The organism is Actinoplanes solisilvae, from assembly GCF_003999975.1.
Taxonomy (GTDB): domain Bacteria; phylum Actinomycetota; class Actinomycetes; order Mycobacteriales; family Micromonosporaceae; genus Actinoplanes; species Actinoplanes solisilvae.
The window spans coordinates 1301339-1318279 of the sequence record NZ_RJAC01000001.1; the positions used below are offsets into that span (position 1 = coordinate 1301339).

19 protein-coding genes, 1 tRNA gene and 1 pseudogene are annotated in these 16941 nt (G+C 69.3%); 9 read left to right on the forward strand and 12 right to left on the reverse strand.

All coding sequences use genetic code 11. The features are described 5' to 3' along the window. Positions 1-336: 336 nt before the first annotated feature. Complete coding sequence (locus EER30_RS06160; RefSeq protein WP_127499007.1) at positions 337-2322, reverse strand: DUF6311 domain-containing protein; 1986 nt, start codon at positions 2320-2322, stop codon at positions 337-339. Between the two features lie 264 nt (positions 2323-2586). On the opposite strand from EER30_RS06160, the gene EER30_RS06165 reads away from it, so the two are divergent. Next, positions 2587-3300: a class I SAM-dependent methyltransferase gene (locus tag EER30_RS06165; protein WP_127499009.1), complete on the forward strand. Its 714-nt coding sequence runs from the start codon at positions 2587-2589 to the stop codon at positions 3298-3300. A gap of 51 nt (positions 3301-3351) precedes the next feature. Here the strand turns inward: EER30_RS06165 and EER30_RS06170 are convergent, their stop codons facing one another. After that, entirely contained in the window at positions 3352-3882 is a 531-nt protein-coding gene (locus EER30_RS06170) for a YbhB/YbcL family Raf kinase inhibitor-like protein (protein ID WP_127499011.1), read from the reverse strand. A gap of 470 nt (positions 3883-4352) precedes the next feature. Between EER30_RS06170 and EER30_RS48465 the strand changes: the two are divergent. Then, positions 4353-4517 (forward strand): annotated as a pseudogene (locus tag EER30_RS48465) (GAF domain-containing sensor histidine kinase); the annotation flags it as partial. Between the two features lie 116 nt (positions 4518-4633). Then, positions 4634-5044, forward strand: a complete 411-nt coding sequence (locus EER30_RS48470; RefSeq protein WP_240669798.1) for a sensor histidine kinase — start codon at positions 4634-4636, stop codon at positions 5042-5044. Between the two features lie 4 nt (positions 5045-5048). On the opposite strand, the gene EER30_RS48475 is transcribed toward EER30_RS48470, so the two are convergent. The 4 genes from EER30_RS48475 to EER30_RS06200 form a co-directional block, all read right to left on the reverse strand. Further along, complete coding sequence (locus tag EER30_RS48475) at positions 5049-5894, reverse strand: C40 family peptidase (protein WP_240669800.1); 846 nt, start codon at positions 5892-5894, stop codon at positions 5049-5051. 364 nt (positions 5895-6258) lie between these two features. Next, a complete protein-coding gene (locus EER30_RS06190) occupies positions 6259-6882 on the reverse strand; it encodes a DUF4352 domain-containing protein (RefSeq protein ID WP_127499017.1) in 624 nt (207 codons plus the stop codon). Positions 6883-7038: 156 nt separating this feature from the next. Continuing rightward, positions 7039-7998, reverse strand: coding sequence for an NAD(P)H-quinone oxidoreductase (locus EER30_RS06195; RefSeq protein ID WP_127499019.1), 960 nt, complete (start codon positions 7996-7998; stop codon positions 7039-7041). Between the two features lie 45 nt (positions 7999-8043). Beyond that, positions 8044-8253 carry an RICIN domain-containing protein gene (locus EER30_RS06200; RefSeq protein WP_240669802.1) on the reverse strand — a complete coding sequence of 70 codons (210 nt, stop codon included), beginning with the start codon at positions 8251-8253 and terminating at the stop codon, positions 8044-8046. A 250-nt stretch (positions 8254-8503) separates the two neighbouring features. Between EER30_RS06200 and EER30_RS06205 the strand changes: the two genes are divergently transcribed. Both EER30_RS06205 and EER30_RS06210 read left to right on the forward strand, forming a co-directional pair. After that, positions 8504-8588, forward strand: a tRNA-Ser gene (locus EER30_RS06205). A gap of 317 nt (positions 8589-8905) precedes the next feature. Continuing rightward, a complete protein-coding gene (locus tag EER30_RS06210; RefSeq protein WP_127499021.1) occupies positions 8906-9271 on the forward strand; it encodes a hypothetical protein in 366 nt (121 codons plus the stop codon). 36 nt (positions 9272-9307) lie between these two features. Here EER30_RS06210 and EER30_RS06215 read toward each other — a convergent pair whose 3' ends face one another. Both EER30_RS06215 and soxR read right to left on the reverse strand, forming a co-directional pair. Then, positions 9308-10537 (reverse strand): DNA methyltransferase, encoded by a 1230-nt coding sequence (locus tag EER30_RS06215; protein ID WP_205650110.1) that lies wholly within the window; start codon positions 10535-10537, stop codon positions 9308-9310. A 44-nt stretch (positions 10538-10581) separates the two neighbouring features. Further along, entirely contained in the window at positions 10582-11028 is a 447-nt protein-coding gene (gene soxR, locus EER30_RS06220; protein WP_127499023.1) for a redox-sensitive transcriptional activator SoxR, read from the reverse strand. A gap of 46 nt (positions 11029-11074) precedes the next feature. Between soxR and EER30_RS06225 the strand changes: the two genes are divergently transcribed. Both EER30_RS06225 and EER30_RS06230 read left to right on the forward strand, forming a co-directional pair. Next, positions 11075-11755, forward strand: a complete 681-nt coding sequence (locus EER30_RS06225; protein ID WP_127499026.1) for a transketolase — start codon at positions 11075-11077, stop codon at positions 11753-11755. 8 nt (positions 11756-11763) lie between these two features. Continuing rightward, entirely contained in the window at positions 11764-12636 is an 873-nt protein-coding gene (locus EER30_RS06230; protein ID WP_127499438.1) for a transketolase family protein, read from the forward strand. On the opposite strand, the gene EER30_RS06235 is transcribed toward EER30_RS06230, so the two are convergent. Next, a complete protein-coding gene (locus EER30_RS06235) occupies positions 12625-13068 on the reverse strand; it encodes a hypothetical protein (RefSeq protein WP_127499028.1) in 444 nt (147 codons plus the stop codon). The genes EER30_RS06230 and EER30_RS06235 overlap by 12 nt on opposite strands. A gap of 58 nt (positions 13069-13126) precedes the next feature. Next, entirely contained in the window at positions 13127-14257 is a 1131-nt protein-coding gene (locus tag EER30_RS06240) for an acetyl-CoA C-acyltransferase (protein WP_127499030.1), read from the reverse strand. Between the two features lie 35 nt (positions 14258-14292). On the opposite strand from EER30_RS06240, the gene EER30_RS06245 reads away from it, so the two are divergent. Next, a complete protein-coding gene (locus tag EER30_RS06245) occupies positions 14293-14700 on the forward strand; it encodes a PH domain-containing protein (RefSeq protein WP_127499032.1) in 408 nt (135 codons plus the stop codon). On the opposite strand, the gene EER30_RS06250 is transcribed toward EER30_RS06245, so the two are convergent. Together EER30_RS06250 and EER30_RS06255 are read right to left on the reverse strand one after the other, a co-directional pair. Continuing rightward, positions 14697-15608 (reverse strand): rhomboid family intramembrane serine protease, encoded by a 912-nt coding sequence (locus EER30_RS06250; RefSeq protein ID WP_127499034.1) that lies wholly within the window; start codon positions 15606-15608, stop codon positions 14697-14699. The genes EER30_RS06245 and EER30_RS06250 overlap by 4 nt on opposite strands. A 14-nt stretch (positions 15609-15622) precedes the next feature. Then, complete coding sequence (locus EER30_RS06255; protein ID WP_127499036.1) at positions 15623-16153, reverse strand: peptidylprolyl isomerase; 531 nt, start codon at positions 16151-16153, stop codon at positions 15623-15625. Positions 16154-16316: 163 nt separating this feature from the next. Here EER30_RS06255 and EER30_RS06260 point away from each other — a divergent pair, with 163 nt between their 5' ends. Then, on the forward strand, positions 16317-16937 hold the full coding sequence (locus tag EER30_RS06260; RefSeq protein ID WP_240669805.1) for a hypothetical protein: 621 nt from the start codon (positions 16317-16319) through the stop codon (positions 16935-16937). Positions 16938-16941 lie beyond the last annotated feature (4 nt).

A 16941-nucleotide genomic window follows, 5' to 3' on the forward strand; every position in this document is an offset into this window, starting at 1 on the left:
ATGCCCTTTCATGTCCTTACGTACGGATACAGCCGTTCGGCCGTTCAACGACCGGCCGAACGGTTTGTCATCGAGACCGGGACGGAGACGGCCACAGTGCCGCAACTCCGACCCTTTCAAGCCTTCGGCGTCGAGGCAAGCCTGGGCTCAGGTCGCACTCCTCCGCGTGGTACGCCGGCGAAGCTCGGGCTGAAGGGGGCTTCACCGTCAACGTGCTCTCATCGGTCACGAAGGTCCCGGCACTGAGAAATGTGCCGGGACTTTCCAGACCGAATGCGAGGTTTGATGGTTTCCGCAGATGAGGCGAGCGGCAGCCACGTGGCCGGGTGAAACGGCCTAGCTGATGTCGGGGCCGGTCAGGACGGCGTTCGGGTCGTCGACCAGGTGGCGGACGTCCCAGACCCAGGCGTTGCCGGTCCAGGTGGGCTGGGCGTTCAGCAGGCCGGTCATCGCGCGCAGCATCTCGCTGTCGCGGACCTGGGGGGTCAGGACGACCACGCCGGCTTTCCAGTAGCGGAGGTCGGCGAGGGTCATCTCGCGGCGGATGTCGTTGATCTCGGGGATCGGGTTGCCCTGGCGGATCGAGGCCATCAGGCCGCTTGTCGGGCGCCACGGGGGCGAGAACAGCGCGGTCTTGTCGCTCGGGTCCAGCGGGTTCTGGTTGGGCAACAGGGCGTACGCCCCGGCGATGCGCATGTCCTGGCCGGTGATCGCGGTCCAGCGCAGCGGATCGGGGTAGCTCGAGTCGGGCAGCGGCAGGGTGACGACGGTGTGGTTGTCGTCGACGTACTGCTTCCAGGCGCCGGACGTGACGAAGTCGGGCGTCGGCGCCATCGGGGCGATCTTGAGCTGTTCCGGCGCGAGGGGGACCAGGGCCATCGCGACCGCCGTGACCATGGCGACGCGGACGGGGCCGCGGGCGGCGGGCTGGGCGCGGACGAGGTCGATCGCGCGCTGCACGCCCAGGGCCAGCAGGATGCCGATGACCGGGGCGATCGCCATCGCCCAGCGCGTGGGCACGGCCGAGTTGAGCACGGGAACGCTGTGCAGGATCGCCCAGATGCCGGGGATGCCGGTGTTGATGCCGTTCAGGAAAATTCGCGGCCCGAGCGACATCGCGGCGAAGAGCACCGCCACCGCGCCGAGCGCGAGAACAGCGGCCGAACGACGCATCCAGACAAGCAGACCGACGAAGAGAATCACCAGGCCCCAGCCGAAGAATGCGTTCTCCTCGGCCGGATTTTGCGCGAGCCGCTCGGCGACCATCGCATTACCGGCGACCGAGTGGCTCGAATATGCGGTGAACGAGGCGAGGTCGGCGCCGAAGTTGCGAACGAAATGCGGCAGGCCGTGGTAGCTCTGCGGGCCGAAGAACTGGACCGACAGCGGGTAAGCCAGGACAGCGAGCGTGACCGTGCCCGCGACCACGAGGCCGCGGACGAAACCGCGAGCCTCGCCGGGGTGTGTCTTGCGCCGCGAAATGGCCATGATCAGGCAGAACACGCCCAGCCCGACTGCGGTCATGAAGAGGATCTCGAGGTTGATGAACGCCTGCCAGATCAGCAGGCCGGCCATGATCAGGCCGTTGCGCACGTACCTGGTGGAGTCGCGCAGGCGCAGCGTGCGCCAGATGATCAGCGGCACCAGGAACTGCGAAACAATGTTCGGGTGACCGCCGGCGTGCGACACCATGCTCGGCGCGAAGGTGCAGAAGAGGGCGCCCACCCACGCCGCGAGTCGCGACGACACGAACTGGCGGGAGAGCACGAAATACCACGAGATTCCGGTGAGTGCCAACGCCAGAGTGAGAAATACGTTGAACGCCACATGTGGCCCGAACAGCAGGGTCACCGGAGTCATCGGCAGCGAAACGGCCAACACCGAGGTGTTGGCCATCATGTTCACCCCATCGGGGTAATTCATGCGATCGGAGAAGAACGGATATGCGCCATCAGTGAGCACGCGAGCACCATGCGCCAGCATCCACTCAAAGAAAGCTTGGTCCTGCGGATCATCGCGCAACTGATGATCAAGATTGAGCCACAACGGCAGCGTCAGGTAGAGCGCGACAACGATGAACGTCACTGTCGCAAGGACGTCACGCCAGTCGGGTCGTCGGCGCCACCACCGCTTCGCCGGCTCTCGCCCCTGCTCAGGGGCGGCCTCGACATCGGGAACGACCTTGACTGGAGCGGTCGGCGCGACGTCGGTCTCTAGCGCGATCAACTCGGCATCGAGATCTTCGGCTTCGGTCACTTGACGGGGCGGCAGCACGTTCCCGCCGGCCGGCTGGCCTGTCGAGTCAATACCGGTAATCGTCATAGCGAGGGCGAGCCTAACCGAGGTTGGTAACGTTGCAGCGACGAGAGCCCCATGCGTGATCGAGCCGATATGAACGGTGTATTAGCGTCATCGGCGGGGGCCGGCGCATCAAACCCAACCTGTGGGACTACCCGGCGGGCCATGTCTCAATCAGGAGAATAATGACCCGCTCCCCCGGTCTCAACTTTCGGATACGCGCGGCGGATGGTTAACTCGTCCGGTCCCGCTGTCAGCTCGGATCGGCAAGACGAGGGAACCTTACATATGGCAGACATCACTGGAGACCAGCGGATCCAGTCCGAAGTACTCGAGGGCCTCGCCACGGCCGTGAACCACCGCCGGTGGTTCGTCGAGCTCGCTCTTCCGTACCTCGGGGACAACCCGATCGAGATCGGCAGTGGTCTCGGGGACTACGCGATCGAGTGGGCCGAGCATCTTCCGCGGTTCACGGCGACCGAAGCCGACCCGGACCGGCTCGTGCAGCTCAAGGAGCGCATGGCCGACCACCCGAACATCGACGTGCGTCAGATGCTGCTGCCCGCGGCCGACGCGAACGGTGAATTCAGCGCCGCGGTGTCCTACAACGTGCTCGAGCACATCGAGGACCACGTCGGCGCCCTGCGCAGCATGGCCGAGCTGGTCCGCCCCGGCGGCCGCGTCATCATCATCGTGCCGGCGTTCATGTTCGCGATGAGCCAGGTCGACATCGCTACCGGCCACATCCGGCGGTACACCAAGAAGTCGATGCGGGCGGCGATGGACGAGGCCGGCCTGCAGATCGAGAAGATGCACTACGCGAACGCGCTTGGCCTGATCGGCTACTACGGCGCGACCAGCATCTTCAAGCTGGCCCCCAAGGAGGGCCCGATGGTCAAGGTGTACGACTCGGTCGTGCTCCCGGTGACCAAGGCGGCCGAGAGCCTCGTGAAGCCGCCGTTCGGCCAGTCCGTCTTCGTCGTGGCGCGTACGCCCGCCTGACGTTCGACCTCGCAACGGCCGCCGGGATCGCCCGGCGGCCGTTGTCGTACGTCAGCCCTTGACCTGGAACGTGGGCCGGATGGTGGCCCTCGCCAGCGTGTGGAAGGCCAGGTTGAAGCCGACGTAGGCCGGCGACGCCTCCGGCGGGACCTCGAGCTTGTCGACATCGATCGCGTGGACGGCGAAGACGTAGCGGTGCACGCGGTCGCCGGGCGGCGGCGCAGCGCCGCCGTAGTTGCTGTCGCCATAGTCGTTGCGTACGCAGAAGGCGCCCTCGGGCAGAGTGTCGACGCCGCGGGGCAGCTCAGTGGTGGTGACCGGCAGGTTGACCACGACCCAGTGCCAGAAGCCACTGCCGGTGGGCGCGTCGGGGTCGTAGCACGTCACCGCGAAGCCGCGCGTCGCCTCAGGGAAGCCGGACCAGGCGAGCTGGGGCGACAGGTTCTTGCCGCCGACACTGGTGTGCGCGAACGTCTCGTCGAGGGGCCGGCCGTCGGTCACGTCCGTGCTGGTCACCGTGAAGGACGGGACCGGGGGCAGGATGTCGTACGGATCCGGGGCTAGTGCGCGGTCGAGACTCATCGGGTTGTCCTCCGGCGATATACGGACCTTCTCCGCACGAACATTAGTCCGTTCGCGTATCGCCCGCCTTTCGCTCACGTGGCCTCGTGGTGTCACCCGAACGGGCGGACGCACAGCGGGTGCGCGGCGAAACCTGGGGGCCGGGTGATGCTTCTGTCTGACATCCGACCGGGTGCGTGCGGCAGAGATCCCCGTGCCCGGTGGCGATAGGTCGCCGAAGATGTGAACCAGCGGCCAGCAAGGCGGCACCCGTCCCCGGCGGGTGCCGACTGCTGTATACGGCCCTTCCGTCCGACAAATCCACCCATAGCGTACGCCGACAGTGAGACGATCGGAACATGAGGGCGCCTCTGCCTCCCGACGAGCCGAACCGGCTTGCGGCCCTGCTCGACGCACAGGTCCTCGACACCGCGCCGGAGGAGGACTTCGACGACATCGCCCTGCTCGCGTCCCAGATCTGCGGCACGCCGATGGGGCTGGTGAGCCTGGTCGACCGGGACCGGCAGTGGTTCAAGGCCAAGGTCGGCACCGAACAGGCGCCGCGCGATCTCTCCTTCTGCGCGCACACCATCACCACGCACGACCTGCTCGAGGTGCCGGACGCGCTGGACGACCCGCGCTTCGCCGACAACCCGGTGGTCAACGGGCACGGCATCCGGTTCTACGCCGGTGCGCCGGTGGTGCTCGACGGGACGACCGGATCCAGGTCGACCTGGCCGAGGTCGACCTGGCCGACCTCACGCACCAGGCGGTGGCCGCCTGCCGCCCTCTGGCCGAGCACCGCGAGGTCAAGCTGCGCGACCGCACCCTGCACTCGGTGCCGGCGCGCGGCGACGCCAAGCGGCTCGCCCAGGTGCTCAACCATCTGCTCGTCAACGCGATCAAGTTCACCCACGCGGACGGCGAGATCACGGTCGACTCGACCGCCGAGGGCGAGCCGGAGCTGATCATCAGCGACACCGGGGTGGGCATCGCGGCCGACGACCTGCCACATGTGTTCGACCGGTTCTATCGCTGCGCGGCGGCCGAGGTGATGGCGGCGCAGGGCCCCGGGCTCGGACTGGCGATCGTCAAGTCGATCATCGACGCGCACCACGGCAGCGTGCACCTGGAGAGCGAGCCCGGGATGGGCACGACGGTCCGGCTCACGCTGCCGCGGTGACGCCTCAGCCGATGCGGGCGACCCGAAGGCCGTTGTAGACCTTGCGGTAGACCACCCCGGTACGGTGGTTGCCCGCGTCGATCATCATGCCGCGGCCCATGTAGATGCCCACGTGCCCCGGCCCGACGACCAGGTCGCCGGGGCGGGCGTGGGCCCGCGAGACCGATCGAGACCGGGCCGCCTGGGCGCCGGACGAGTGCGGCAGCCGGATGCCGGCCAGCGCGTACGCCCGCTTGGTGAACCCCGAGCAGTCGAAGCCGCCCGGCCCCATGCCCCCGCTGACGTAGCGCTTGCCGACCTGGGAGCGGGCGAAGGCGATCACCGCCGTCATCCCGTTGCCCAGGCGCATCACGCGCTGGCCGCGTTTGACGCCGACGTGCTTGGTCACGACCGTACGCAGGTAGCGGGGCGCGACGTGCTGCTCGACGGCGATCTGGGCCGGTTCAGCCTTGCGCTGAGCCGCCCTGTGCGGCTGCTGAGCCGCCCTGTGCAGCTTCAGCACTCGCTGGGCAGCGAGCGCGCGGGCGGTCCGATCGGCCGCGATGATCAGGGCCGCGTCGGCCACGACAGCCGGCACGACCTCGACCGGGTCACCGCGCAGGTCGTCGCGCAGGTCGACGGCGGCCTGGGTCTCCGGCGTCCGCAGTGCCTCCCGCTCGTCGGCTACGGCCAGGTCCACGGCCGTCCGCAGGGCACGGCCGCCGTCCGGGGCCGCGAACGGATTCGCCCGGGGCCGGGCGGTCGAAGCGGCGCCGCGTGCGAGAGTGCGCCGGGGGGCGGCACGCGAGGCGCGCTCGGCGTTGGTGGTGCGCTCGTCGAACCGCGTGTTCTCCGATGTCTTGGGGCCCACCGGGAAGGTGGGCGGAACGGCCTCGGCAGAGTGCTCAACGGGATCTAGAGCCGGTGAGATGACGGCCAGCGCGATTGCGCCGGCGGTGAGCGCCCGGCTCGGGGACGGACAGTGCAGTGTTGCCTCCGACATAGGTCCGGGGCACTCGCGCGTATCCCTTCGGCGTGGCATTACCGCGTGCCGCACCGGCGCCGCCCAATACGGGAGGCAATGGGAACCCGGACAACTCGTTAATTCCGTCGACCATGCCAACACACATCAGGAATGTTTCGGGGGTGAAATCACACAATCACCCTCGTTCCCTCGAGAAAAGAATGTGAGTTACGCACTCCATCGATAAGTGCACATCTCTGATATACGCCTGTTATCCGGACAACGGCACCCGCACGCCGGTGCTGTCCGGGGACTTGTGGAGTACGAAAGCTGTGAGCCGAGCGCCCTTCGGCACGTCGAACGGGATCACCCCCTGCCGGGTCGCGCCCGGCGGGATCTCGTCGAGCAACGACGGGTCCTGGTCGTTGACCAGCACGGCAGCCTGTTCGGCGACCCGATGGGAGCGGCCCTGGCCGTCGATTCCGCGCTGAGCGCCCGGGTCGAGCAGACGGGGGGCCTTACCGGTGTTGCGAATCCCCATCGTGACCAGGCAAAACTCGCCCTCGGCGGCGAGCGGAAGGTCGGTCGGGCCGACTTCGGAAAGGCCGCATTCCGTCTTGGTGACGGTAATGGCGATGGTGCCTTCCGATGCGGCGACCACCGGGGCAGCACTCTCAGGCGCGGCACCCTCAGGTGTCGCGCCTGCAGTGACCGCTTTCGGTGGGGCGGCCGTTTCGCCGCTGATTCCCGCGGCCAGATAAACACCTACCCCGGCCGCCGCGAGCGCAAACACCGCGGTCAGGAGCCACGACTTTTTCGTTCGCCCGGAACTGCCGCCCGGCGGTTTCGGCGCCGGCGGCGCCGACCGTGCGGGGCGCAACGGCGTATTGGTCACGAGACCCTCCCGATGTCGCTTGAGTGGCGGCCCCGCGCAGCGCGGAACCGCCGACCGATCTCCCGGCCCGAGTCAGACCATGCTCGGCGGCCCGCCCGCGCTGACGGCGCCGCCGCGCCGCAGAATGGGACGAAAGTCTCATATCACCCGAAAGCGCTAAGGAGTGAGTAGGATCTTGCCGAGGTGGTCACTGGACTCCATGATCTGGTGGGCCTCCGCCGCCTCGGCCAGCGGCAGGGTCGTGTGGATGATCGGCCTGATGGCGCCGGCCTCGACCAACGGCCAGACGTCCCGGGTCACCGCGGCCACGATCCGCGCCTTGTCGGCCGTCGGGCGCGCCCGCAGCGACGTCGACGAGACCGAGCCACGCTTGGCCATGAGCTGACCGAGGTCGAGCTCGACCTTGCGGCCGCCCTGCATGCCGATCACCGAGAGCCGGCCGTTGGGCGCCAGCGCCTCGATGTTGCGGCTCAGGTATTTCGCGCCGACGATGTCGAGGATGACGTCGGCGCCGCGGCCGTTGAAGTCCCGCGTGGCCGCCACGAAGTCATCGGTCGTGTAGTCGATCACCAGGTCGGCACCGAGGGCGCGCAGCGCGTCGTGCTTGCCGGCCCGGGCGGTGGCGACCACCGACGCGCCGAGCGCCTTGCCGAGCTGGATCGCGAACGTGCCGATGCCACTGCCACCGCCGTGCACCAGCAGCGTCTGGCCCTTGCGCAGCCGGTCGCGGTCCACCACGTTCGACCAGACCGTGCAGCTCACCTCGGGCAGGGCGGCCGCCTCGGTCAGCGAGAGCCCGGCCGGCACGGAAAGGAGCTGACCGGCCGGCACGGCGACCTTCTCGGCATAGCCACCCCCGGACAGCAGGGCACTGACCCGCTCGCCGACGTGCCGCCCGGTCACTCCCGGACCGATCGCGCTGATCACCCCGGCACATTCGAGCCCGGGATAGGGCGAGGCCCCAGGCGGTGGCGGATAGTGGCCCTGGCGCTGGGAGACGTCGGCCCGGTTGACCCCGGCCGCGGTGACGTCGACAACGACCTCGCCCTCACCGGCCTCCGGATCGGGCACCTCGCGCAGAACGAGCTTCTTGTCCTCGATGATGATCGCGTGCATGGGTCCAGCTTGCCCGATGGCGGGGCCCGGCGGCCCCGCCATCGATCACATCAGGGGGTCGTCCACTTCTGATTCGCGGCGCCCGTGCACGCCCAGAGCTGAAGCTTCGCCCCGTTCGCCGTTCACGACATCACGACCAGCCGTGACCGTCCACTTCTGACTCGCGACCGTGCCGATGCAGTCCCAGAGGTGAACCACCGCACCGTCGGCCGTCGAGTTGTTCGCCACGTCGAGGCACTTGCCGAGGCCGCTCACGGTGCCATCGGCGCCGACCTGCCGATCGAGGGGGGATGGACATTCGGGGACTCCCTTGCCTGAGGTGGGGGCCTAGGTAAGGCGCGTGCACGATAAACACGTCCATCGATGCGAGGTCAACCGTACTCGCGGGCCCGGGAGAGCGTGTTCCCACAGCTCAAATCCCTGTTAAGAGTCTTAAATCAAGTTCACTGGACCACTCCCCGCCGACCCACGATCGTTCGTCTGGCACACTGGGACGGCAACATCGGGAGGGCTCGCCTAGTGGCCGATGGCGCCGGTCTTGAAAACCGGTAAGGGGAAACTCTTCGTGGGTTCGAATCCCACGCCCTCCGCTCGGCCTGATCAAGGGCCAACCCCTGACGTACGAGGCGTCCGACCAGCGCTCGCCGCTGCGCCACGCACCGTCGTTGCCTACGCCGATCACGCGGCTTCCGGCCCGGTCCCGTCTGGTCACCGTTCTCATCGACGGCGCGGTCGGTTCCGACGGGCTGGCCGGTGCCCTCGTTTCGACGTCGTTCTCGACCATGACTTCGCTCATTCGGCGGTCCGGGGCGTCATGCGGCCCCTGGTCACGGACCGTTCGTCGGTCCCGAAGCCCGCCGAAACGCCGTACGGTGCTGGCCGGATCGATCCAATAGGGACGGTGGTCATGGTGCGAGGACGTCAGGTTCTGGTGTTTGCCGCTGGGCTGGTGGCCGGGGGTGCGCTGGCCGGATGCACCGGCAGCGATCCTGTGGCGGTCGCGGATCCGGCGGCGAGACTCGACGAATCCGGCACGTTCGCGTGCACCGACTTCGCGGCCGGCTACCAGGAGGCGACAGCGAAGTCGGCCCGGGTGGACCTGGCCGACAAGGTCAACAAGTGGGCGCGGACGAGCACCAGCAAGGGCATCAAGTCGGGCGGCGAAAAGCTCGCGAAGGGCGCGAACGGGGGCGACGAGGCCTGGACCGTCAGCGCGGACGCGTTCTCGGCCCAGTGCCTGGCCCTGGGTTGGACCGCCGACGACGCGAAGTAGCCGTCGGGCACACCGCCCGGCGCCGAGACCCCGACGTCAGCCGGAGACCCAGAGGCGGCCCTCGTGCAGCGGGACCCGGTGTTTGCGGTTCTCCCAGCGGTCGTTGCGGGTTCTGACCTTCTCGAAGTGCCAGGAGTGGAAGCCCGCGGCCACGGCCAGAATCCCCAGCCAGCGTTCGACCGGCACGTGGACGCCGTACGGGGCTGAGTCTCCGACGACGAAGCAGACCTGGCCGCCGGGGGCCGTGGAGCGGCGGATCTGGTGCCAGGCGGTGGCCATGTCGTCGAAGTAGGCGACGATCATCGAGTGGTAGACCTTGCGTCCGCCGCGGGTCCGGCGCACCTCGGCCAGGTTTGCGTAGACCGCGGCCAGTTCGTCGCGGATCGGCGACAGCCCCGGGGACGTACGCAGCACTGTCTCGCCGTCGTAGCGGGCCATCTGCTGCGTGCTGGAGCGCACGAGCCGGCGCCGCAGCGGGTTGAGGTCGCTCCACGAGCCGATGTCGCCGAGGAACGTCATCTCGAGGCGGGCGCAGTCGGCGTAGTCGTAGTTGTTCGCGTACGGCGGTGAGGTGATCACCAGGTCGGCCCAGTCCTCGCCGACCGGGAAGGGCTGCCGCACGTCCGACTCGCTGAGCCGGGCCCGGGGCGGCGAGGGCTGCGACAACCGGAGCGAGGACATGTCCTGGCCCATCATGTCGACCTGCTCGCGAAAGGCGTCACCGGCGAGCGCCACCCGTGCCTTCGTGCGGCCCGGCAACACGTACTGCCATTGGGCCGTGCCGACCGGCGAGCACCGGCGCAGGATCCCGACGAGCGCGAGCCACAGCAGCTCATCGACGTCGTCGCCACGCCGGTGATGGTCGATCGCGTCGCGCAGCGCCAGGAGCGGGCCCAGCGTCTCGGCTGGAAAGCACCGCGCGGTGAGCCCGCCCGCCTGGGGCAGGTCGGGTCGCAGCGCGAGCGAGTCGGAGGCGACCTGCAGAGCGCGGGCGCGGAAGGCGGCCTCGTCCGCGGTCCACAGCAGTTTCGCGCGGGCGACCCGGGCCACGAACGGGTGCAGTTCGACGCCGGCCGCCTCGGCCCCGACCGCCTGGGCCGCGAGCAGCGTCGTTCCCGAGCCGGCGAACGGGTCGAGCACGCGCCGCGCGCCGCGCCGGCCGACCTCGGCGGCGACCCAGTCCGCGGCGAAGCCCGCCGAGTAGCGGAACCAGCGGTGGACCGGGAGGGCCAGGTTGCCGCCGAAGGTCGTGCTGTTCCGGCCCATCCTGCGATGTTAGGACGAAGCGGACGGGTTGAGCACGAGCCGCGTCAGGACGAAGCGGGCGGGTTCAGCAGGATCCGCGCACCGGGTCCCTCGTCGGCGAACTGGTCGCCCGGGTTGATCAGCTTGCACCGGTTGAGGGACAGGCAACCGCAGCCGATGCAGCCCGACAGGTCGTCGCGCAGCCGCTGCATGAGGCTGATCTTCTCTTCGAGCCGGTGGCGCCAGCGGTCCGACAGCCGCGCCCAGTCGGCCCGGGTGGGCGTACGGTTCTCGGGCAGTTCGGCCAGGGCGGCGCGGATCTCGTCGAGGGTGACGCCGACCTGCTGGGCGATCCGGATGAACGCGACCCGCCGCAGCTCGGTCCGTTCGTACCGTCGCTGGTTGCCCGAGGTGCGGGTGGACCGGATGAGCCCCTCGCGCTCATAATATCGCAAAGCGGACGGAGCGACCCCGCTACGGGCGGCGAAGTCACCGATGGTGAGTGTCTCCATGCGCATCCCTTGAGTTGAAGTGCGCTTCAACTTGCAGCCTATCTCCATGACAACGACGACGATGCGTACCGACCGGCTCGCCCCTGCGTTGCGACGGATCACCGGGGACGAGAAACACGCCCCGAGCGCCCATTCGACGCTGGACGTCTTATGGGTGCTCTACGACCGCGTCCTGCGGGTCACCCCGCAGACGATCGACGCCCCCGACCGCGACCGCTTCCTGCTCTCCAAGGGGCACGGTCCAGCGGCCTACTACGCGGTGCTGGCCGCGAAGGGTTTCTTCCCCGAGGAGTGGCTCGACGATCTCGGCGGGTGGGACAGTCCGCTCGGTCACCACCCCGACCGCGTACGCATCCCCGGCGTCGAGATCGGCACCGGTTCGCTCGGCCACGGGCTCGGCCTGGGCGTCGGCGTCGCGCTCGGCCTGCGCGCCCAGGGCTACACCGGCACGCGCACCTTCGTGCTCCTGGGCGACGCCGAGCTCGACGAGGGTTCCAACCACGAGGCCATCGCGTACGCCGCCGCGACACGCCTGCCCCTGTCGGCGATCGTCGTCGACAACCAGTCGTCCACCCACGGCTGGCCCGGCGGGATCCCCGCGCGCTTCCCCAACTGGGACGTCTCTGTTGTGGACGGACACGACCGGGACCGGCTGGAGCTCGCGCTGACCCCGAGACACGACCGACCCAACCTGGTCGTCGCCACCGTCGAGAAGAAGGGAAGCTGAGCGAGATGATGCGCGAGACGTTCGTCGCCACCACGACCGACCTGCTGAACGAGGATCCGCGCACCGCCCTGGTGCTGGCCGACATCTCGGCCGAGGCCTTCGTCACGGCGCGGCGCCGGCACCCCGACCGGGTGCTCAACGTGGGCATCCGCGAGCAGCTGATGGTCGGCGTCGCGGGCGGCCTGGCGCTGACCGGCCTGCGTCCCTACCTGCACTCGTACGCCCCGTTCGCCGTCGATCGGGCCTATGAGCAGCTCAAACTCGACCTCGGCCACCAGGACACGGGTGCTGTCATGGTGACGATCGGCGGGTCGTACGACGCGGCCGCCGAGGGCTACACGCACCAGTCACCGGGTGACGTCGCGCTGCTCGACACGCTCGAGGGCTGGACCGTGCACGTGCCGGGTCACCACGACGAGGTGCCGGCCATGCTGCGCGAGGCCGCGCGGCACGACGACCGGGTCTACGTGCGGCTGGGAAGCCAGGAGAACCGGCGGGCCTACCCGGACGGCGGGCGGCTGCGGCTGCTGCGCCGTGGCGGGCCGCTGATCGTGGCGGTCGGGCCGATGCTCGACCCGGTGCTCGAGGCGACCGAGGGTCTGGACGTGGCGATCGCCTACACGAACCGGCCGCGTCCGTTCGACGCCGAGGGCCTGCGTGCGCTGACCGACCGCGAGGTCGTGCTCGTCGAGCCGTACCTGGCCGGCACTTCAGCCGCCGTGGTCAGCGCCGCGCTGGAGGGCTTGCCGCACCGTGCGATGCACCTGGGCGTCGGCCGGCACGAGGTGCGCCGCTACGGCAGCCCGAAGGATCACGCGCGGGCGCACGGCCTCGACGCGGCCGGACTGCGCGCGTCGATCATTGATTTCCTAGGCCGCTAGTGCTTGCGCCGACTTGGCATGGAAGACCTGGCGCAGCAGGGCGTCCATGTGCCACACCGTGTCGGAGTCGTTCAGGCGCATCCGGAACCGCTCGCGCACTCCGTCGACCGCGGTCGCGGCGATGTCGAGGGCGGTCCGGGACGCCGACGGGCTCCACGACACGTTGCTCAGGTGCCGCAGGTTGGCGTTGAGGTGCAGCCGCAGCCGGTGGAAGACCTTGGTCTCCTGGGTCACCACGAGCCGTCGCTGGGTCAGCACGAGCATGAACTCGCCGGCCATCGGGGCCTCCGGGCGCAGACATCGACCGACCAGCACGGTGGTCTCGTCGGGCTCGACGCAGCGGCGCACGACGGGCAGGTGCCGGCTCACGGTCGGGATGGCGACACCGCCCTCGGCGGCCGCGGGAAGGAACGTACGGGAGAAGACGTCCATGTGGCGTTTAACGGCGACCGAACGGGTAAGTCGCTGCCACCAGCAGATGAATGTCGAATTACAAAGTCTCGACAATCGTTGCGTTGGCCATTCCGGCCCCCTCACACATGGTTTGCAGGCCATATCGCACGCCGGACTGTCGCATGTGGTGCAGCATCGTCGTCATGATGCGCGCGCCGGATGCCCCGAGCGGGTGACCGAGGGCAATCGCCCCGCCCCGGGGATTCAGCCGGGCGGGGTCGGCGCCGGTCTCGGCGAGCCAGGCCAGCGGCACCGGCGCGAAGGCCTCGTTCACCTCGTAGACGCCGAGGTCGCCGATCGTCAGACCCGCCTTGGCGAGGGCCTTGGCCGTGGCCGGGATGGGCGCGGTCAGCACAATCACCGGGTCGGCCGCGGCGATCACGGCGGTGTGCACGCGGGCCAGGGGCTTGATGCCGTGTGCGGCGGCCCACTCCGACGTCGTGACCGCGAGCGCGGCAGCCCCGTCCGAGATCTGTGACGCGGTGCCCGCGGTGACCTTGCCGTCCTCGCGGAACGGCGTCCGCAGCCGGCCCAGCTTCTCGATCGTCGAGTCACGGCGGATGCCCTCGTCCTGTTTCACCCCGGCGAGCGGCTCGATCTCGGCGTCGAACTCGCCGGCATCCTGCGCCCGGGCGGCGGCCGCGTGGCTGGACAGGGCGAACTCGTCGAGCTGGGCGCGCGAGAAGCCCCAGCGCTCGGTCACCATCTCGGCGCCCTCGCCCTGCGCGAACGCGTCGACGCCGAAGCGGGTGCGAACACTTTCCCCGTACGGATCGGCGCCCTGCCCGCTCGAGCCCATCGGCACCCGGGTCATCGACTCGACGCCGCCGGCCACGATCAGGTCGGCCTGACCGGAGATCACCGTGGCCGCCGCGAAGTGCAACGCCTGCTGGCTGGAACCACATTGCCGGTCGATGGTCGTGCCCGGCACCGTCTCGGGCCAGCCGGCCGCGAGCACCGCGTTCCGCCCGATGTTCCACGACTGCTCGCCGACCTGCGAGACGCAGCCCCAGTGCACGTCGTCGACGTCGGCCGGCTCGAACCCGGTGCGCTCGGCGAGGGCCCGCAGCACCTGGCCGGACAGCTCCACCGGATGCACCCCGGCCAGCCCGCCGCCACGCCGCCCGATCGGGGTCCGGACCGCTCCGATGATCACCGCATCACGCATGGCTCGACCGTAACCCCGACTGCCATAGTTGGGGGATGCAGTGGCGTATGAAGCCGGTTCTTCCGGTCAGCAAACTGATGGGCGCGGTCGCCGTGGTGGTGCTCGCGGTCGCCTTCGCCGGCAACGACCCGGTGCGGTGGGCACTCGCCGCCGTGGTGGGGGTCGCGCTGATCCTCTGGGGCCTGCGTGACCTGCTGCGCCCGGTGCGCCTGGCCGCCGACGCCGAGGGCGTCACGGTCGCGACGGGCTTCCTGGGCCGGCGCCGGCTGACCTGGGGTCAGATCGAGCGCGTACGGGTCGATCGTCGCTCGCACCGTGGTCTGCGCAGCGAGATGCTCGAACTCGACGCGGGCGACGCGATCTACCTCTTCAGCGCGAACGACCTCGGCGCGCTGCCGGAGGACGTCGCCGCGGCCCTGGCTGACCTGCGAGTCAGCGCCTAACTGAGCAGCACCTGAGTGCGGATGATGGCCGCGATCACGAGCACCAGGAAGACCGCGGCGAGGCCGATCGCCTGGATCTGACTGCGTCTCTTACCCTGCGCGTAGGCCAGGATGAAGGCGACCAGGCCACCGAAGACGAGGCCGCCCAGGTGACCCGGGACCGACACGTTCGGCACGCTGAAGGTGAAGAGCAGATTGATCACCAGCAGCGGGATGAGCTGGGTGATGTCGAGCCGCAGCCGCCGGTTGATCACGATGATGGCCAGGACCAGGCCGAAGATCGAGGTCGAGGCGCCCGCGGTCGGGGCGTTGGGGGCGGTGAAGATGTACGCCGCCACGTTGCCGCCGAGACCGGCCAGCAGATAGAGACCGATGAACCGCAGCGGGCCGAGCTTGTCTTCCAGATAGCGGCCGAGCTGCCACAGCAACACCATGTTGAGCAGCAGGTGCAGCACGCCGTAGTGCAGGAACATCGCGGTGATCAGGCGGTACCACTCGCCGGCGGCGATGCCGTGAGGTTCGCCACCGAGCACGTACGGTGCGTAACCGAGAACGGAACCCCAACGGGTGACCGGCGTGCCCTCGCCCATGAGGCCGAGGAAGCCGCCCGCGCCCGCGATCGCCCGCGGGCCGCCGGCGATCGCCGAGATGATGAAGAAGATCGCGTTGATGCCGATGAGCGCCTGGGTCACGTAGCCCGCGCGGCCGAGGGTGCTGCCGCCGAAGACCGTGCGCGCCTGGCGCTGAGTCTTCCGCCCCTCGGTGACGCACTCGGGGCACTGGTGACCGACCGACGCCTCGTTCATGCAGTCCGGGCAGATCGGCCGGTCACACCGCGTGCAGCGGATGTAGGTCTCCCGCGACGGATGGCGATAACAGACCGGAGCCGTCGAGGGAGCCTCACTCATGCTCTAACGGTACTTCAGTCCTGCACTCGCTCGATTTCCACGCGCTCGACGACGACGTCCTCGCGCGGGCGGTCGCCCGGGCCGGTCGGCGTGGTGGCGATCGAGTCGACGACCTTGGCCGACTGCTCGTCGGCGACCTGGCCGAAGATCGTGTGGCGACGGTTCAGGTGCGGGGTCGGCGCGACCGTCACGAAGAACTGCGAGCCATTGGTGCCCGGGCCCGCGTTGGCCATGGCCAGCAGGTACGGGCGGTCGAACTGGAGCTCCGGGTGGAACTCGTCGGCGAACTGGAAGCCCGGGCCGCCACGGCCGGTGCCGGTCGGGTCGCCGAGCTGGATCATGAAGCCGGCGATGACCCGGTGCGAGATCGTGCCGTCGTAGTACGGCCCGCTGCCCTTCTGGCCGGTGCGCGGGTCGGTGTAGTCCTTCGTGCCCTCCGCAAGCTCCACGAAGTTGCGCACGGTCGCCGGGGCGTGATCCGGGAACAGCTGGAGCCGGATCGGGCCGTGGTTGGTGTGCAGGATGGCGTAAAGCTTCTCGGCCACGGGTACTCCTTCTGCGACGCGGTCGCCCCGTGCATACCTCGGCGGGGCGATGGGACAAGTTTTTCTTGCAGTTCGGATCCTCCCCCATGTGTCTGAAGGAGCAGCGCGGGGGTACCGAAACAGGGCACGATGACGTGGGAGCGAACCTCAGGAGGTGGCACTGGTGATCACAACTTTGCGCCGCAAGAGCCGTGGCCGAAAGATGAAGGACGAGCTCGGACAGGGCGTTGACCACTTCAAGCGCGCAGCGTCGCTGGCGGCGCAGGAGACCAGCGCGACCGTGGGACCGACACTGACGGCCGCTGTCGACCGGGTTCAGCCGGCCGCGGTGAAGGCCAAGGACGCCGCCTCGAGCGGCTGGGACAGCACCGTGGCGACGATCACGCCGCTCGTGGCGGCGGCCGGCGAGAACATTCGCCAGGCCGGCGGCAACGTGCGACAGGTCAGCAAGGCCAAGACCAAGAAGGCCGTCAAGGAGAACAAGAAGGCGGCCAAGAAGCTGCAGAAGCGGGCCGACCAGGCGGTGGGCCGCAAGCCCCGCGGCCGCGGCTCCAAGCTGCTCGGCTTCGCGCTTCTCGGCGCGGCGATCGGCGTCGGCGCGGCCTGGGCGGCCAAGCGGCGTCGCGCGGCCCAGTGGGACGAATATGACCCGGCCGCCCCGATCACCCCGTCGACCCAGGTCAGCGGGGCCGAGGACGCGGCCTTCGAGCCCGACACGGTCGAGCCCGAGAACCGTCAGTCGCCCAGCACTCAGAACGGCACCGTGCCGCACACCCCTCGGTAGCGCA

What these genes read in the sequence shown, in the direction of transcription:
- EER30_RS06170 (WP_127499011.1), bottom strand. Translation starts at nt 3,882, where the DNA reads ATGAGTCTCGACCGCGCACTAGCCCCGGATCCGTACGACATCCTGCCC.
- soxR (WP_127499023.1), bottom strand. Translation starts at nt 11,028, where the DNA reads ATGGAGACACTCACCATCGGTGACTTCGCCGCCCGTAGCGGGGTCGCT.
- EER30_RS06235 (WP_127499028.1), bottom strand. Translation starts at nt 13,068, where the DNA reads ATGGACGTCTTCTCCCGTACGTTCCTTCCCGCGGCCGCCGAGGGCGGT.
- EER30_RS06250 (WP_127499034.1), bottom strand. Translation starts at nt 15,608, where the DNA reads ATGAGTGAGGCTCCCTCGACGGCTCCGGTCTGTTATCGCCATCCGTCG.
- EER30_RS06240 (WP_127499030.1), bottom strand. Translation starts at nt 14,257, where the DNA reads ATGCGTGATGCGGTGATCATCGGAGCGGTCCGGACCCCGATCGGGCGG.
- EER30_RS06210 (WP_127499021.1), top strand. Translation starts at nt 8,906, where the DNA reads ATGGTGCGAGGACGTCAGGTTCTGGTGTTTGCCGCTGGGCTGGTGGCC.
- EER30_RS06165 (WP_127499009.1), top strand. Translation starts at nt 2,587, where the DNA reads ATGGCAGACATCACTGGAGACCAGCGGATCCAGTCCGAAGTACTCGAG.
- EER30_RS06230 (WP_127499438.1), top strand. Translation starts at nt 11,764, where the DNA reads ATGCGCGAGACGTTCGTCGCCACCACGACCGACCTGCTGAACGAGGAT.
- EER30_RS06160 (WP_127499007.1), bottom strand. Translation starts at nt 2,322, where the DNA reads ATGACGATTACCGGTATTGACTCGACAGGCCAGCCGGCCGGCGGGAAC.
- EER30_RS06225 (WP_127499026.1), top strand. Translation starts at nt 11,075, where the DNA reads ATGACAACGACGACGATGCGTACCGACCGGCTCGCCCCTGCGTTGCGA.
- EER30_RS06195 (WP_127499019.1), bottom strand. Translation starts at nt 7,998, where the DNA reads ATGCACGCGATCATCATCGAGGACAAGAAGCTCGTTCTGCGCGAGGTG.
- EER30_RS06215 (WP_205650110.1), bottom strand. Translation starts at nt 10,537, where the DNA reads ATGGGCCGGAACAGCACGACCTTCGGCGGCAACCTGGCCCTCCCGGTC.
- EER30_RS06245 (WP_127499032.1), top strand. Translation starts at nt 14,293, where the DNA reads ATGCAGTGGCGTATGAAGCCGGTTCTTCCGGTCAGCAAACTGATGGGC.